Raw genomic sequence first — 14630 nt, forward strand, 5'->3', positions numbered from 1 at the left:
CGGCACGAACAGCCTACAGATTCCATCCGCCAAATCCTGTCTGCGGCGAGAACATGGCTGGCATCGCCATCCAGAGGGAATTTCTAAAGTGCGATCTCATCCATGAGAGATCGCATTCGATGCCTACCAAACATGTATTCCTGCCCCAACATCTCGCACTGGCGATCGCCTTGGCACTGGGTTGTGTCGAGTCTTCGATAGCTCAGTCAGTTGCCGGAGAAACCCTCCCCTTGGAAACAACAGCCGAGATGCAGGCTCGTCTCAAGGCGTTCATGGCACCAACAGCAGATATAAAGCGCGACAACGTGACGACCGTTCGCGAAGACGCCTTATTGAAGGACGGCAGCGACGATCTGGTGATGGTCAGCAAGCAAGGCAGACTCTTCGGGCTCTCTGACGGCGGCGGCGGAGCCAATGTCTTGCAGCTGGATACCCAGGGAGGCGAATTAGGCGAAATACGCAATTTCCAGGATGTGTATTTGAAGCAAGGCGAATGGTCGAACAGCGATCGTCTCGACGCAAATAGCCTGGTCGACTCGAAGGCCAGATTACTCAACAGCGGTCATATCAACGGCGCGGTGCACGTTCTTGGCAAGCTCACCAACCAAGGCACGGTCACCGGACCTGTCTTCGTGGGAAAAAAAGCCCGCTTCAACGGCAACGGGACGGTCGATACGCTGGACGTGGCGGGCACCCTGGGAGTCGGCCCCGCAACGGGAGCCCCTTCGGTGACGAATGATCTGAAGTTTTCCAAGAGCGCGACGCTGGTTTACGCAATCGACGCCGAGAAAGGCAGCAGCACAATCAAGGTCGGCGGCACCGCTACGTTGGGCAATGCGACTCTGAAGATCCCCTCCGTACCGGGTGAGTTCGTCGACACAAACAGACGCATCGTGATCGAGGCGGAAAAGATTGAAGGGACATTCGGCAAGGTCGTCGATGAACTCGCCTTTTTGACGGCCACACCTGACTACACCCTGGAAAAACAGGTAGGGCTTACCTTCAAGCGCAACGATGCCCCACTGGGACAGGCAGCCACCTCCGCCAACGCGCTCGAATTCGTGGAGGCCCTTCAACAGCCGGAACCGGTCAACCCTGCGCAGCCCGAACCCGGCATCGTGGCACCTGTTGCACAATCGCCTGCCGCCGAGCAGCAAGCCAATCGTGCAACGTCAGAGCCCACCGCATCACCCGCGGTTGTTGCCAGCGCCGAGGCCAAGCCTGCCCCCAAACCCAACGTCGCCATCAACGCCCTGCTTGGCACCAACATGGCCACTGCCGCCGATGCCATCGACCAACTGGGCGGCTACGACACTGCAGATCTAGGCAACGCCACCCTGAGCAGCGTCGCACCGATCAGCTCGGGAATGCTTTCCGCCATGGGCCGGGACAATCCGGTGGGCGAACATGCCAACGGCCAAGTCTGGGTCCAGGCCATCGGCAACAGCGGTAGCCTCGCCAAGGAATTGGGCAGCTATGCCCTCAAGCATTCGACCAAGGGTCTTGTGCTGGGAACCGATTGGGCTGTCAGCTCCAATTGGCGGTTGGGCGTCATTGGCAGCAAGACCCAGACACGACTGGACAGCTATCAATTCAACGGCGCGCTCGACAGTTGGCTCGTGGGCGCCTACGCCGTGCGCCAGGAAGGACCGCTGGCCCTGCGCCTGGGTGCCGTTTATGGTAGCCATGACGGTAACACCGAGCGCCATGTCGCGTTCAATGGTTTCAGGGATCGCCTCAAAGGTCGTTACGACGCCACGACGCAACAGGTCTTCGGACAGGTCGGCTACAACCTGGACGTCGGACAGTTCGATATAGAGCCCTACGTCCAATTGGGTTACCAACGCTACCAACGCGACGCCTATGTAGAAAAAGGTGGCGATGCCGCGTTGCGATACCACGACCAGGCCCAAGAACACTACAGCAGCGACCTCGGCCTGCGCCTCGCTCGCCCTTTTGTGTTCGACCAAGGCATGCGGTTGACGCCGCGCGTCGACGTCGGCTGGAAGCACCTATACGGCGACATCAGGGGCAGCTCCCATCAGCACTTGGTTAACGGCGGCAATACCTACACCATCAAAGGCGTCGAACTGGACCGTGACAGCTTGCTCTGGCAGGCAGGGCTAGATTTTGCCGTATCGCCACGTCATACCCTGGGACTGAATTACAACGGTGAAACGGGCCAGGACAACCGTAACGGTGCGTTGACCGCACAATGGCGAATGACGTTCTGACGGGCAAAAAAAAGGGGAGCACCTGCTCCCCCGAGGTAAAACGTTGCATCGAGACTGTTTGGATCAGCCTTCGATTTCGACCAGGATTTCGCCCGGATTGACCCGGTCGCCCTTGGCGACATGAATGGCCGTGACCTTGCCCGGGATGGCTGCCTGGACTTCGGTCTCCATTTTCATGGCTTCGGTAATCAACACGGCTTGGCCGGCTTTCACCACATCGCCTTCCTTGACCAGCACATCGACGATGTTGCCCGGCATGGTGGTGCTGACGTGGCCTGGCGCAGTGGCTTGCTTGCGCTTGCTGCTGCCGCCACTGACAAATTCGTTGAGCGGTTCGAACACGACCTCTTCCGGCATGCCGTCGATGGACAGATAGAAATGACGCTTGCCTTCGGCCTTGACGCCCACCCCGGTAATATCGACGCGGTAGGTTTCGCCGTGGACGTCAATGACGAACTCGGTCGGTACACCCTCGCCGCCCGCGGAACTCACGCTGCCGGCTTCCGGAATCGGCAGCAGGACTTCAGGGGTCAAGGTGCCCGCTTCGCGTTCTTCGAGGAACTTGCGACCGATGTCCGGGAACATCGCATAGGTCAGCACGTCCTCCTCGGATTTGGCCAAGGCGCCGATCTCGCCACGCAGCCGGGTCATCTCCGGCTTGAGCAGGTCGGCAGGCCGTACGTCGATCACCTCTTCACTGCCGATGGCCTGGCGGCGCAGCTTCTCGTTCACCGCACCTGGCGCCTTGCCGTAGCCGCCTTGCAGATAGAGCTTCACCTCGTTGGTGATGGTCTTGTAGCGCTCGCCGGCCAACACGTTGAAGAATGCCTGGGTGCCGACGATCTGCGAGGTCGGGGTTACCAGCGGCGGGAAGCCGAGGTCTTCGCGCACGCGTGGGATTTCCGCCAGTACTTCGTTCATGCGGTTGAGTGCGCCCTGCTCTTTCAACTGGTTGGCCAGGTTGGAAATCATTCCGCCTGGTACCTGGTTGACCTGGACGCGGGTATCCACCGCGGTGAATTCGCTTTCGAACTGGTGGTACTTCTTGCGCACAGCGTAGAAATACAGGCCGATTTCCTGCAGCAGTTCCAGGTCCAGGCCGGTGTCGAACTCGCTGCCCTTGAGGGCGGCTACCATCGATTCGGTACCCGGATGGCTGGTGCCCCAGGCGAAGCTGGAAATTGCCGTATCGATGTGGTCGGCGCCGTTCTCGACAGCCTTGAGCTGGCACATCGCGGCGAGGCCGGCGGTGTCATGGGAGTGGATGAATACCGGCAAGGATTGCTCGGCCTTCAGCGCCTTGACCAGTTCGCCAGTGGCATAAGGAGTCAGCAGGCCGGCCATGTCCTTGATCGCCACCGAGTCGCAGCCCATGGCCTCCATCTGCTTGGCCTGGGCCACAAAGGCTTCGATGGTGTGCACCGGGCTGGTGGTGTAGGCGATGGTGCCTTGGGCATGCTTGCCGGCAGCCTTCACCGCTTCGATGGCGACGCGCAGGTTACGCACGTCGTTCATCGCGTCGAAAATACGGAACACGTCGATACCGTTTACCGCGGCCTTGGCGACGAACGCCTTGACCACGTCATCGCTGTAATGGCGATAGCCGAGCAGGTTCTGGCCGCGCAGCAGCATCTGCAAGCGAGTGTTGGGCAGCGCTGCGCGCAGTTGGCGCAGGCGCTCCCACGGATCTTCTTTCAGAAAGCGCACGCAGGCGTCGAAGGTGGCGCCGCCCCAGACTTCCAGCGACCAGTAGCCGACTTTGTCGAGCTTGTCGCAGATCGGCAGCATGTCTTCGGTACGCATGCGGGTGGCGAGCAGCGATTGATGGGCGTCGCGCAGGATTGTGTCGGTAACGTGGATCTTCTTGGACATTATCATGATTCCTTACAGGCCTGCGTGGGCGGCAATGGCGGCGGCGATGGCCAGGGCCAGCTCTTCGGGTTTGCGCTTGATCGAGTAATTGGTCAGTTCGGGATGGCTTTCAACAAAGCTGGTGTTGAACTGGCCGCTGCGGAATTCCGGATTGCGCAGGATCTCCTGGTAATACGCGGCGGTGGTCTTGACCCCCTGCAGGCGCATGTCATCCAGGGCGCGCAGGCCACGGTCCATCGCTTCTTCCCAAGTCAGCGCCCAGACCACCAGTTTCAGGCACATCGAATCGTAGAACGGCGGAATGGTGTAGCCGGTATAGATCGCCGTGTCGGTGCGCACCCCAGGGCCACCCGGTGCGTAATAGCGGGTGATCTTGCCGAAGCTGGGCAGGAAGTTGTTTTTCGGGTCTTCGGCGTTGATGCGGAACTGCAACGCAAAGCCCCGGTGCTGGATGTCTTCCTGCTTGACCGACAATGGCAGCCCGGAGGCGATGCGGATCTGCTCGCGAACGATGTCGATACCGGTGATTTCTTCGGTGATGGTGTGTTCCACCTGCACCCGGGTGTTCATCTCCATGAAGTACACCTCGCCCTCGGCGAGCAGGAACTCCACGGTGCCGGCGTTTTCGTAGCCCACGGCCTTGGCGGCGCGCACCGACAGGTCGCCGATGTAGGCGCGCTGCTCAGGTGTCAGCTGCGGGCTCGGAGCAATTTCGATCAGTTTCTGGTTACGGCGCTGGATCGAGCAATCCCGTTCGAACAGATGCACCACGTTGCCGAAACTGTCACCGAGGATCTGCGCTTCAATGTGCTTGGGATTGACGATGCATTTTTCCAGGAACACTTCCGCCGAGCCGAACGCCTTGGTGGCTTCGGAGATAACGCGCGGGAAGGCCTGTTCGAGTTCTTCGCGACTGTTACAACGGCGGATACCACGGCCACCACCGCCGGAAGTAGCCTTGAGCATGACCGGGTAACCGATCCGATCACCTTCGGTCAGGGCCTCTTCGATGCCCGACACGTTGCCCTCGGTGCCTGGGGTCACCGGCACGCCGGCCTTGATCATGCTGCGGCGCGCTTCGGTCTTGTCGCCCATGCGGCGGATGACCTCCGCCGACGGGCCAATGAATTTGATCCCGCGCTCGGCGCAGATGTCCGCCAGTTCGGCATTTTCCGAGAGAAAGCCGTAGCCGGGGTGCAACGCGTCGCAGCCGGTTTCCACCGCCAGGTTCACCAGTTTGCGCGGATTGAGGTAGCCGGCCAGCGGATCGGCGCCGATGCTGTGGGCCTCGTCCGCACGCTTGACATGCAAGGCATGGCGGTCGGCGTCGGAATAGACCGCGACCGAGCGAATGCCCATTTCGGCGCAAGCGCGCACGATTCGGACGGCAATCTCACCGCGGTTGGCGATCAGGATTTTTGTTATCAATTGGAGGTTCCCTTGAGCCGGTGATACCCACGGCCTGAGGTCCAGGCCGATGTGACCAGATGTAACAATTGGTCGCAGCTCCACACTAGTCCCGGTCGTTGATTAACAAAAATGAATATTTGTTGGGTCGTGCATAAGCAAAGACTTATAGTCGTCGTGCCCGCCCCCGCCCCGAGAGCCAGAAATATGCGTAAGTCATTGATGCGTATGACATTGCGTCAACTGCAGATTTTCAATGAGGTGTGCGACCTGAGGTCATACAGCCGCGCGGCTGATGAAATGTCTCTAACACAACCGGCCGTTAGCCTACAGATTCGATCCCTCGAAGAGCTGATTGGCCAGCCGCTGTTTGAGTACGTCGGAAAAAAACTCTACATGACCGAAGCGGCCGAAGCCCTGCAACGCGCCAGTCGGGATATCTTCGGGCGGCTGGAGAACCTCGACATGCAGCTTTCGGACATGCAGGGTTCACTGCAGGGGCAATTGAAGCTGGCGGTAGAGTCCAGTGCCAAATATTTCGTCCCGCACCTGTTCGCCGCGTTCAAGCGCCAACATCCCGAGGTGAATCTGAACCTCACCGTGGTCAATCGCGGCCAGGTAATCCGACGCCTTTCAGACAACCGTGACGATCTGGTGATCATGTCGATGGTGCCCCAGGACATGGGCCTGGAATTCCTGCCATTTCTGAACAACCCGATCGTTGCCGTGGCGCCACCCGACCATCCGCTTTGCCACATCGGCCCGCTGCGTCTGCAGGACCTGGAACCTTATACGCTGCTGTTGCGCGAGCCCGGTTCGGGCACGCGGCTGGCGTGCGAGGAGTATTTCAAGGAGAAGCGGGTGCATTTCACCCAGACGCTGGAAGTGGCGTCGGCGGAGGCCCAGCGCGAGTGCGTGGTGGCCGGGCTGGGCGTGGCGCTGTTGACGCGCCACGCCGTAAGCCGCGAGCTAAGCTCCGGCGCACTCATCGAGTTGCCGGTGGAGGAGTTGCCGCTGTACCGCAGCTGGTGCCTGGTGCAGGCCAGGGCTAAGCGCTTGTCACCGGTGGCTCATGCCTTTCTGGCATTCGTGCGCGGCGAACGCGCCCAGATTATCGCCCTGGTTGAGCGTTTCGACGGGAAGCCGCCGGCGCTGCCTGCCAGTAATTGAACTCTACGGCGTCAGGAAATTCGCTGATTTCTGCCAGAAGCTGCCGTTGCTCATAGCGATCTTCGATCGCACGGCGGAACGCCATGCGGCGCTGGTCTTCCTGTTGGCGACGGGTTTTGGCGGCGCTGCGGTCTTCGTAGGACTGGGTCATGTCGAGACTCCCAAGACGTATACGGGAGTTACAAGATGACGGCGCGGGATGACGCTTTGGCGGCGCGAGCGTTACAGAACGATGAATTCGCAGGATGCTCCATCGAAGCCTACAACCCCGGGATCAGAGTTCAGTCATCCAGCGCCTTCACCGACTTGGGCGACAACCGCAAGCTGCGAAGGCTGCGCTTCACACTCTTGAGGTGATTGACCAGGCTCGGGCCGCGCGCCATGGCGACACCCATGGCCAACACGTCAATAACCACCAGATGCGCGATGCGCGAGGTCAATGGCGTGTAGATTTCCGTGTCTTCATGCACGTCGATCGCCAGGTTCACCGTCGACAATTCAGCCAATGGCGTCTGGCTCGGGCACAAGGTGATCAGCGAGGCACCGCTTTCGCGTACCAGGTTCGCAGTGATCAACAAGTCCTTGGAGCGTCCCGACTGGGAAATACAGATTGCCACGTCGGTAGGCTTCAACGTGACCGCCGACATTGCCTGCATGTGTGGATCGGAATAGGCCGCCGCCGTGAGCAGCAGACGGAAGAACTTGTGCTGGGCATCGGCCGCGACCGCGCCAGAAGCACCAAAACCATAGAACTCGACACGTTGGGCCTGGGACATGGCCGTGACCGCTTTCTGCAACGCCACCGGATCGAGCTTCTCGCGAACTTCCATCAGGGTGTGTAGGGTCGTGTCGAAGATTTTCAGGCTGTAATCGGCGACCGAATCGTCTTCATGAATCGCGAACTGGCCAAAACTCGCACCCGCCGCCAGGCTCTGCGCCAATTTGAGCTTCAGGTCCTGGAAACCCGAACAACCAATCGCGCGGCAAAAGCGCACGATGGTCGGCTCGCTGATGCCGACGCTATGGGCCAGGTCGGCCATGGAACTGTGCATCACAGCCGCAGGATCAAGCAGTACATGATCGGCGACCTTCAGTTCCGACTTGCGTAGCAGATGGCGCGACTGGGCGATGTGTTGCAACAGGTTCAAAGGACTGGACTCTTGTTATGGGGCGGGTGCCGGGATGTAGCAAGCTTGTAGTTATACTACAGGAATTGGCTTTCTGCCCGCCCAATACGTAACTGAATTGGCCTTGTTCCCCCTTGTTTTGGCGGGGGACGCTTCGTGTAGCCGGTACGAAGGCTAGCCATCGCAGGACCTCGAGCCCTTTGCTACCAAGCAGTCTTATTTCTGCTCGAGCATCAGGCGGGCCAGGCCTTCGGCCCCCACCGGTCGGCTGATGAGATAGCCTTGAACCTCGTCGCATTGCTCGTTTTTCAGAAAATCCAGCTGCTCCTGCCGCTCGACACCTTCGGCCACTACCTTGAGCGACAGCCCATGAGCCATTGCGATGATTGCCCGGGTGATGGCTGCGTCCTCCCCGCCCTCCGCCAGGCCACGAACAAATGCCTGGTCGATCTTCACGTAATCCACCGGAATACGCTTGAGATAGCTCAGCGAAGAATAGCCGGTGCCAAAGTCATCAATCGCCAGCTTGACCCCAAGATCACGCAGTTGCTGGAACGTCGCGATGATGTGTTCGACGCTGTCGAGCAACTGGCTCTCGGTCAGCTCCAGCTCCAGGTATTGCGGAGCCAGGCCGGTCTCCTCCAACACCTGGCGTACAAGACTGACCAGTTTTCCCTGGCGCAACTGATGCACCGAGAGATTGACTGACACCCTGATAGGCGCAAGCCCCTGGCGCTGCCATTCGCACGCCTGCCAGCAGGCCTGGCGGAGCACGAATTCGCCTATCGGTCCGATCAGCCCGGTCTCCTCGGCCAAGCCGATGAAGTCAGCGGGTGGAATCTGGCCCATGGTCGGATGATCCCAACGCACCAGCGCTTCGGCTGCGTTCAGGCGGCCAGTCGTCAGGCACAATTTGGGTTGGTAGAAAACGCTCAGTTGCTGTTCCTCAAGCGCCTTGCGCAATTGGTTCTCCAATTGCAGACGTTCCAGCGTGCTGGCCTGAAGGCTGTCGGTATAGAACTGGAAGCTATTGCCGCCCAGGTGCTTGGCGTGTTGCATGGCCATGTTCGCCTGGCTGACCAACGTGGAGATTTCCCGGGCGTTGTCGGGCAACAGGCTGATGCCGATCGAAGCGCTGACCACCAGCTCATGTCCCTCGATCGTCAGTGGCAGCCGCAGCTTGGCAGACAGCCGGGTCGCTACCCTCGCCAGGCTGGAAAGATTGCCATAGGCGTCGAACAACACGGCGAACTCGTCTCCGGACAACCTGGCAATGGTGTCGGCTTCCGGCAACGCATTGATCAGGCGGCGGGCCATCTTCTGCAGCAACTGGTCGGCGATGTCGTGGCCGAGGCTATCATTGAGCAACTTGAAGCGATCAAGGTTGATGTGCAGCAGTGCCAGGCTGCGGCGCCCGCCCTGGCGAACCCGTTGATGGGCTTCGTGCAGGCGTTCGCGGAACAGCGAACGGTTGGCCAATCCGGTCAGCTCGTCGTAATGAGTGAGGTAGCGCATCCGCTCCTCGGATTCGCGGCGGGCCGATAGATCGGCGAAGAAGCCCACCACATGGCTGACTTTTCCTCGCAGATCACGCACCACATTCAACTGCAACCACTGCGGATAGAGTTCACCGTTGGCCCGCGCTTCCACGAGCTCGCCTTGCCAGGTGCCATGCTGCTTGAGGGCCTGGCGAATGATTGGATAGTGCCGGCGTGCATCGCGACTGCAGGGCAGGTCGACCACGCTGCGCCCCAGCATGTCGGCGATATCGAAGCCGGTAACCCGGGCGAACGCCTGGTTGGCGGCCAGCAACGCGTAGTTGGGGTCGAAAATCACAATGCCTTCGCTGGCCGCTTCAAAGACCGTGGCCGCCAGTTGCCGCTGTTGTTCAAGCTCTTTGCTGGCGCTGATGTCTCGCCGTGTGCCGACCATGCGCAGTACCCGACCGCTCGCGCTGCGCTCCACCGCCCGGCCACGGTCTTCGATCCAGACCCAATGGCCGTCGCCATGACGAACGCGGTATTCGATCTGGTAATCCTCGCTGCGGCCCTTGAGATGCTCGACCAGGGCACGCTTGAGCGCCGGAAGATCCTGCGGATGCAGGCGCGGGGTGAGATGACTGAGCATGGCCGTTATGTACTCGGGTTCCAGGCCAAACAGCTCCTTGAGTTGGGTGTGATGGACCTCATCGGTCTGCAGGTTCCAATCCCACAACCCCAACTCACTGGCCTTGAGCGCCAGTGCCAGGCGTGCTTCGCTTTTACTCAGCGCCTGGCTGGCCGCCTCCAGTTCAAGGCTGCGCTGTGCGACCCGCGCCTCCAGGCCAACCTGCGCCGTACGCAGCTGGGCTTCGGCAGAACGGCGTTGTTCGACCTCCCGGGCCAATGCCTCGTTAAGCTGGGCGCCGCGGGCTTGTGCTTGCTGCAGATGCTCGATCAGGGCCTGGTTCTGGAACCGGCGCAGCATGCCGTTCCGTATCAGCCGATTGACCTGCCAGGCCACCACACTCAGCGAAACCAACACCACCAGCCCAAGCCAGCCCCAGCCACGCTGCTGCTCGTCGCCGCCCCAGAAGAGATAACCGATGGCCGGCAACAGGCAGGGCAAGGTAAAGGACAGGAACCCCGCAAGGCTCACGGCATAAGCGACACTCGCCGACAGCGTGGCCGCGCCGATCAGGCCGAATACCCAGGCCTGTTGCTGGAAGCTGTCCGCCGGGACCAGGGCAATACCGGCCCCGGCCAGTGTCAGGCCGGTCATGGCCGAACCCAGCAGGAACATGCGCAACCAGATCGGGTGCGCCTGGCGGCTTGGTATCGCCGAGTCGAACGCGGCCACCTGAATCACCCGCAACGCCACCAGCGACAGCAACCAGACCAACCAGACGCTGACCAGGAAGTAGCGCGACGGCGTCCATAACAGCGCCGCGCACACCAGCCCGTTGAGCAGCATGAACAGCGTGGGCAGCAGCGAACCCTGATATAACAATCTGGTGCGTTCGACGGCCATTTCCGTGGCGTACTGCTTGCAGATGAGGCGCGGCTCCACGCAGGGCCCCGCCAGATCGGAACTGGAGGTCATAGGCGATGTTCTTGTTCTTATTCAGGGGCGCGTGCTGCACCCGAAACGAGCACCGAGCATACACAAGCCAAAGGCCATCCCACACTGCTCCTGCTCATAAAAACAGCGAAAAAGTCGCGATTCCATTGGGTAATAACCTTGGAAAACGAGCCCCGCCCATGCTTGTAGGCGCTGACCAACCGGTCATCACCCAAGAGGCTTTTTATCGGCTGATGCAAAGCTCGGTTTGCCCGGGGTGACGCCGCACCCTAGAATGCCTCGATGCGCGATGATCTCTCCCTTCTGCTGAATTCCCTGAACGACGCCCAACGCCAGGCAGTTGCTGCCTCCGTCGGTCGTCAATTGGTCCTGGCCGGTGCCGGCTCCGGCAAGACCCGAGTGCTGGTGCACCGTATCGCCTGGTTGATCCAGGTCGAGAACGCCTCGCCCCATTCGATCCTGTCGGTGACCTTCACCAACAAGGCCGCTGCCGAGATGCGCCATCGCATCGAGCAGTTGATGGGCCTCAACCCGGCCGGCATGTGGGTCGGCACGTTCCACGGCCTGGCGCACCGCCTGTTGCGTGCCCATTGGCAGGAGGCCGGCCTGAGCCAGACCTTCCAGATCCTCGACAGCGATGACCAGCAGCGTCTGGTCAAGCGGGTCATCCGTGAACTGGGCCTGGACGAACAGCGCTGGCCCGCCCGTCAGGCCCAGTGGTTCATCAACGGCCAGAAAGACGAAGGCCTGCGCCCGCAGCACATCCAGGCCAGTGGTGACCTGTTCCTGGCGACCATGCGCAGCATCTACGAAGCCTATGAAGCGGCATGCCAGCGCGCCGGGGTCATCGACTTTTCCGAGCTGCTGCTGCGAGCCCTGGACCTGTGGCGCGACCACCCAGGCCTGCTGGAGCACTATCAGAAACGCTTCCGGCATGTGCTGGTGGACGAATTCCAGGACACCAACGCGGTTCAGTACGCCTGGTTGCGCCTGCTGGCCAAGGGTGGCGACAGCCTGATGGTGGTGGGTGACGACGACCAGTCGATCTACGGCTGGCGCGGCGCCAAGATCGAAAATATCCATCAGTACTCGGCGGATTTCCCCGACGCCGAGGTCATCCGCCTGGAGCAGAACTACCGCTCCACCGCCGGTATCCTCAAGGCCGCCAACGCGTTGATCGCCAACAATACCGGGCGCCTGGGCAAGGAATTGTGGACCGACGGCGGCGAAGGCGAGGCGATCAATCTGTACGCCGCCTTCAATGAACACGATGAGGCCCGCTATGTGGTGGAAACCATCGAGAGCGCGTTGAAAACCGGCCTGGCTCGCAGCGATATCGCCATTCTCTATCGCTCCAACGCCCAATCGCGGGTGTTGGAAGAAGCCCTGCTGCGCGAACGGATCCCTTACCGGATCTATGGTGGCCAACGCTTCTTCGAGCGCGCGGAAATCAAGAACGCCATGGCCTACCTTCGCCTGATCGAAGGACGCGGCAACGACGCGGCCCTGGAGCGGGTGATCAACGTGCCTACCCGAGGCATCGGCGAGAAAACCGTCGAGGCGATTCGCGACCATGCGCGCCATAGCCACGTGTCAATGTGGGATGCCATGCGCCAACTGGTCGACAACAAAGGCGTTACCGGCCGCGCCGCCGGTGCCCTGAAGGCATTCATGGACTTGATCGAAGACCTGGCTGCCAAATGCGCCCAGATGCCGCTGCACTTGATGACCCAGACCGTCATCGAGCAGTCCGGCCTGATCGCTTACCACGAGGCGGAAAAAGGCGAGAAAGGCCAGGCGCGGGTGGAAAACCTCGAGGAATTGGTCAGCGCCGCGCGCAACTTCGAAAACACCGAAGAAGACGAAGACCTGTCCCCGTTGTCGGCTTTCCTCGGCCATGCCTCCCTGGAGGCCGGCGACACCCAGGCCGACGAGCATGAAGACAGCATTCAGCTGATGACGCTGCACAGCGCCAAGGGCCTGGAGTTCCCGTATGTGTTCCTGGTGGGCATGGAGGAAGGCCTGTTCCCTCACAAGATGAGCCTGGAGGAGCCGGGACGCCTCGAAGAGGAACGCCGCCTGGCCTACGTCGGTATCACCCGGGCCATGCAAAACCTGGTGCTGACCTACGCTGAAACCCGTCGCCTGTATGGCAGCGAGACCTACAACAAGGTGTCACGCTTCGTACGCGAAGTGCCGAAAGGCCTGATCCAGGAAGTACGCCTGTCCAACAGCGTCAGCCGACCATTCGGCGGCAACCAGCAAGGCACCAGCAGCCTGTTTGGCGGTAGCGACATTCCGGAAACCGGCTTCAGCCTCGGCCAGGCGGTGCGGCATTCGGTGTTTGGCGACGGCGTGATCCTCAATTTCGAAGGCGCCGGTGCCCAGGCCCGGGTCCAGGTGAACTTCAGCGAAGGCAGCAAATGGCTGATGCTGGGGTATGCGAAGCTGGAAGCGATCTAAAGATTTACATAGAAACCTGTGGGAGCGAGCTTGCTCGCGATGGCAATCGATCAGTCACTATTGATGCTGACTGACAAACCGCTATCGCGAGCAAGCTCGCTCCCACATTTATTTTGGTAACCCCGAACATTTCCGATAGAACTTGTCCCCCTTTCCTACAGCCCAAAGCGAACAAGCCTTCTTGCGCATCTGAAGCTGAACCTCAGCTGTCACGCAAAAGCCCGAAACACTCTGCCGCTAGCCAGCAACAGTTCACCTGTGCAACATGGCGCGCGTGCTATCCACAAATGGGAATGCCTTAATATGAAACGTTTTCTTAGCATCGCCATGGCGTTGTGCATCGGCCTGACGATGGCCATCGACGCCAATGCCGCCAAGCGTTTTGGCGGTGGTAAAAGTTCGGGCGCCGCCCCGACTCACCAGACCAGCCAGATGGCGCCGTCCTCTGCCGCCGGTTCAACCGCTGCCACCGCAGGCGCGGCCGGTGCGGCTGGCGCTGCCACGAAGGCCAGCGGTGCTTCGCGCTGGCTCGGCCCACTGGCCGGTATCGCCGCCGGTGGCCTGCTCGCCTCCATGTTCATGGGCGACGGCTTCCAGGGCATGCAGATCTTCGACATCCTGATCATGGCGGTCATCGCCTTCCTGGTCTTCCGCTTCATTGCCGCCCGTCGTCGCAAGCAGCAGGAGCAACTCGCTCCGGCCGGTCATGCGCCAATGCAACGTGAAGTGTTCAACCAGCAGCCTGCCAGCGGCTCGATCTTTGGTGGCTCAGCCGCTCCAGTGGCCGCCCGCCCGGTGATCAACGCACCCGCCTGGTTCAACGAACAACGTTTCATCGAAGCCGCTCGCAGCCACTTCATGTCCTTGCAGCAGCACTGGGACTCGAACGAAATGGACAAGATCGCGGAGTTCGTAACCCCGCAATTGCTGGAGTTCCTCAAGCGTGAACGCGCCGAACTGGGCGACGGCTACCAGTCCACCTACATCGACAACCTGCAGGTGCAACTGGACGGCGTCGACGATCGGACAGACAAGACCATCGCCACTCTGACCTTTGTCGGCGTGTCGAAGGATTCTCGCTTCGACCAGGGCGAAGCGTTCAGCGAAAGCTGGAACATGGAACGTGCCCAAGGCGAGAACCAGCCTTGGCTGGTCGCAGGTATCCGCCAGAACGGTTGAACCGTTGCGCGTTTCGCATGTTGAAATAAAAACCCCGGCCTCGGCCGGGGTTTTCTATTTCACGGTTGCATCTATAGCGAGCTACTGTATAAACCGCCCCATATGAAACCGCGCCATT

The 14630-nt window shown here is 60.6% G+C and carries 9 protein-coding genes; 4 read left to right on the top strand and 5 right to left on the bottom strand.

Translation table 11 applies throughout. The features are described from left to right. Positions 1–53 precede the first annotated feature (53 nt). A complete protein-coding gene (locus PSH78_RS26195) occupies positions 54–2234 on the top strand; it encodes an autotransporter domain-containing protein (protein WP_370871035.1) in 2181 nt (726 codons plus the stop codon). Positions 2235–2297: 63 nt separating this feature from the next. Here PSH78_RS26195 and oadA read toward each other — a convergent pair whose 3' ends face one another. After that, positions 2298–4106 (bottom strand): sodium-extruding oxaloacetate decarboxylase subunit alpha, encoded by a 1809-nt coding sequence (gene oadA / locus PSH78_RS26200; protein ID WP_305497698.1) that lies wholly within the window; start codon positions 4104–4106, stop codon positions 2298–2300. A 12-nt stretch (positions 4107–4118) separates the two neighbouring features. Then, positions 4119–5534, bottom strand: a complete 1416-nt coding sequence (locus tag PSH78_RS26205) for an acetyl-CoA carboxylase biotin carboxylase subunit (RefSeq protein ID WP_003206982.1) — start codon at positions 5532–5534, stop codon at positions 4119–4121. A gap of 186 nt (positions 5535–5720) precedes the next feature. On the opposite strand from PSH78_RS26205, the gene PSH78_RS26210 reads away from it, so the two are divergent. Then, positions 5721–6683 carry a LysR family transcriptional regulator gene (locus PSH78_RS26210; RefSeq protein WP_305497699.1) on the top strand — a complete coding sequence of 321 codons (963 nt, stop codon included), beginning with the start codon at positions 5721–5723 and terminating at the stop codon, positions 6681–6683. Here the strand turns inward: PSH78_RS26210 and PSH78_RS26215 are convergent. From PSH78_RS26215 to PSH78_RS26225, 3 genes are all read right to left on the bottom strand, one after another. Then, a complete protein-coding gene (locus PSH78_RS26215; protein WP_305497700.1) occupies positions 6625–6834 on the bottom strand; it encodes a PA3496 family putative envelope integrity protein in 210 nt (69 codons plus the stop codon). The two genes, PSH78_RS26210 and PSH78_RS26215, sit on opposite strands and share 59 nt — an antisense overlap. A gap of 130 nt (positions 6835–6964) precedes the next feature. Further along, positions 6965–7831, bottom strand: a complete 867-nt coding sequence (gene hexR / locus PSH78_RS26220) for a transcriptional regulator HexR (protein WP_003187110.1) — start codon at positions 7829–7831, stop codon at positions 6965–6967. Positions 7832–8026: 195 nt separating this feature from the next. Further along, positions 8027–10891 (bottom strand): EAL domain-containing protein, encoded by a 2865-nt coding sequence (locus PSH78_RS26225; RefSeq protein ID WP_305497701.1) that lies wholly within the window; start codon positions 10889–10891, stop codon positions 8027–8029. 261 nt (positions 10892–11152) lie between these two features. Between PSH78_RS26225 and uvrD the strand changes: the two genes are divergently transcribed. Beyond that, positions 11153–13333 carry a DNA helicase II gene (gene uvrD / locus PSH78_RS26230; protein ID WP_305497702.1) on the top strand — a complete coding sequence of 727 codons (2181 nt, stop codon included), beginning with the start codon at positions 11153–11155 and terminating at the stop codon, positions 13331–13333. A 303-nt stretch (positions 13334–13636) separates the two neighbouring features. Further along, positions 13637–14512: a Tim44 domain-containing protein gene (locus tag PSH78_RS26235; RefSeq protein WP_305497703.1), complete on the top strand. Its 876-nt coding sequence runs from the start codon at positions 13637–13639 to the stop codon at positions 14510–14512. The last annotated feature ends 118 nt before the right edge of the window (positions 14513–14630 follow it).

The organism is Pseudomonas sp. FP198, from assembly GCF_030687895.1.
Taxonomy (GTDB): Bacteria; Pseudomonadota; Gammaproteobacteria; order Pseudomonadales; family Pseudomonadaceae; genus Aquipseudomonas.